General features: G+C 67.6%; 2 protein-coding genes. Both read right to left on the reverse strand.

Going from position 1 to position 2,686, the window contains the following annotated elements; genetic code table 11:
* A partial coding sequence (rhaD, locus tag ACFFNX_RS47165; RefSeq protein ID WP_378212924.1) for a bifunctional rhamnulose-1-phosphate aldolase/short-chain dehydrogenase occupies window positions 1-1,544 on the reverse strand: 1,544 nt, incomplete at its 3' end.
* Between the two features lie 2 nt (window positions 1,545-1,546).
* Window positions 1,547-2,686, reverse strand: a 1,140-nt coding sequence (gene rhaI, locus ACFFNX_RS47170) for an L-rhamnose isomerase (protein ID WP_378212925.1), incomplete at its 5' end; no start/stop codon positions are given.

Genomic DNA, 2,686 nt, shown 5'->3' on the forward strand with positions numbered 1-2,686 from the left:
GTCTCCAGCAGCGGTTTGGACAGCGACAGGCCCGCGTTGTTGACCACCAGGTCGACGCCGCCGAACGCCAGCACGGCCTCGCGCAGCGCGGCGGCGATCTGGGTCTCGTCGGTGACGTCGACGACGACCGAGGTGGCCACGTCCGTCGGCTGGAGCGCCGAGGCGCCGATCTCGGCGGCGACCTTCTCGGCCGCACCGGCGTCCCGGTCGGCGACGACGACGCAGGCGCCCTCGGCGGCCAGGCGGCGCGCGGTGGCGGCGCCGATGCCGGAGCCGCCGCCGGTCACGAACGCGACACGGGTGGCGAGGGCCTTCGGCCTGGGCATGCGGCGGAGCTTGGCCTCCTCCAGCTCCCAGTACTCGATCCGGAACTTCTCCGACTCCGGAATCGGGGCGTAGGCCGACAGCGCTTCCGCGCCGCGCATCACGTTGACGGCGTTGAGATAGAACTCCCCCGCCACCCGTGCGGTCTGCTTGTCCTTACCGAAGCTGAACATGCCGACGCCGGGCACGAGCACGACCGCCGGGTCCGCGCCCCGCATCGCCGGGCTGTTCTCGGTGGCGTACCGCTCGTAGTAGCCGCGGTAGTCCTCCCGGTACGCCTCGTGCAGCTCGCGCAACCGGTCCCGCACCTCGTCCAGGGGCGCGGTGGGTGACAGGTCCAGTACGAGCGGGCGGACCTTCGTGCGCAGGAAGTGGTCCGGGCAGGAGGTGCCGAGCGCGGCGAGACGCGGGTGCTCGGCCCGGGCCACGAAGTCCAGGACCTCGGGGGTGTCGGTGTAGTGGCCGACCTGCGGGCGGTCTGTGGAGGCCAGCCCACGGATCAGCGGGAACAGCGCCGCCGCCCGCTCTCGCCGCTCGGCCTCGGGCAGCGTCTCGTGGATCACCGCACCGAACGGGTCCGTACGGCCGTGTTCGGCGATGTAGGCCTCGGCGGTCCGGATGATGTCCAGGGAGTTGGCCTGACACTCCGCGCTGGTGCCACCCCAGGCGGTGATGCCGTGGCCGCCCAGGACACAGCCGATGGCCTGCGGGTTGTCCTTCTTGATCGCGGCGATGTCCAGGCCGAGCTGGAAGCCGGGCCGGCGCCAGGGCACCCACACCACCCGGTCACCGAAGATCCGCCGGGTCAGCTCCTCACCGTCGGCGGCGGTGGCGATCGCGATGCCCGAGTCCGGGTGCAGGTGATCGACGTGCGCGGCGTCGACCAGACCATGCATGGCGGTGTCGATGGACGGCGCCGCACCGCCCTTGCCGAACCCGCAGTGGTCGAACGCGGCGACCATCTCATCCTCGCGCTCGACGCCCGGGTAGACGTTCACCAGGGCGCGCAACCGGTCCAGCCGCAGCACGGCCAGACCCGACTCCTTGAGAGTGCCCAGGTCACCGCCGGAACCCTTCACCCACATCAACTCGACGTCGCCGCCGGTCACCGGGTCTTCAGCGACGCCCTTCGCGGAGGCGTTGCCGCCGGCGTAGTTGGTGTTGCGCGGGTCGGAGCCCACCTCGTGACAGCGTTTGAGCAGGTCGTCGACGATTCCCACGGTCAGGCCCCCCAACCGGCCGCCTGGCCGTCCTTGCGTTCGGCGCGGATCTTTTCGAAGTAGCCGGACCGGGCATAGGCCGCCATCGGGTCCGGGTCCAGCCCCATCTCCTCACGCAGTTCGGCGAGGAGAGGACGGACGTCGGTGTTGTAGGCGTCCATGAACACCGCGTTGGCGCCGAGCACGTCACCGGCCTCCTGCGCCCCCCGCAACGCCTCCACATCCACCAGCAACGCCTTGGCCGTGGCCTCCTGAACATTCATCACCGAACGAATCTGACCCGGAATCTTCGGCTCGATGTTGTGACACTGATCAAGCATGAACGCGACCCCGTCATTGAACCCGCCGCCCCGCACCACCTCATACATGATCCGGAACAACTGGAACGGATCCGCCGCCCCCACCATCAGGTCATCATCGGCATAAAACCGGGAATTGAAGTCGAACCCGCCCAGCTTCCCCTCACGCAGCAAGAACGCCACGATGAACTCGATGTTCGTCCCCGGCGCATGATGCCCGGTATCCACCACCACCCGCGCCTTCGGCCCCAGCTTCAGACAATGCGCGTACGAGGTGCCCCAATCCGGCACATCCGTGCTGTAGAACGCCGGCTCGAACAACTTGTACTCCAGCAAGAACCGCTGCCCCTCCCCCAACCGCTCATACACCGCCGCCAACGCCTCAGCGAACCGATCCTGACGAGCCCGGATATCATCCTGACCCGGATAATTCGTGCCATCGGAGAACCACAACTTCAAATCACGCGACCCCGTCGCGTCCATGATGTCCACACACTCCAGCAGATGCCCCAGCGCCTTCCTCCGCACCACCGGATCAGGATTGGCGACACTACCCAGCATGTAATCGTCATCCTGGAACACATTCGAATTGATCGCCCCGACCCGAACCCCACACTCACGCGCATACACGGCCAACCCCGCGTAGTCATCCACCCGATCCCACGGAATATGCAACGCCACACCCGGCGCCACACCCGTAAAACGATGCACCTGCGCCGCATCATCGATCTTCTCCCACGGCGTACGCGGCACACCCTCCTGCGCGAACACCTTAAAACGCGTACCCGAATTTCCATACGCCCACGACGGCGTCTCAATCCGCTGCGTCCGCAGCGCCGCCTT

This window comes from Actinoallomurus acaciae (assembly GCF_042429965.1).
Lineage (GTDB): Bacteria > Actinomycetota > Actinomycetes > Streptosporangiales > Streptosporangiaceae > Actinoallomurus > Actinoallomurus acaciae.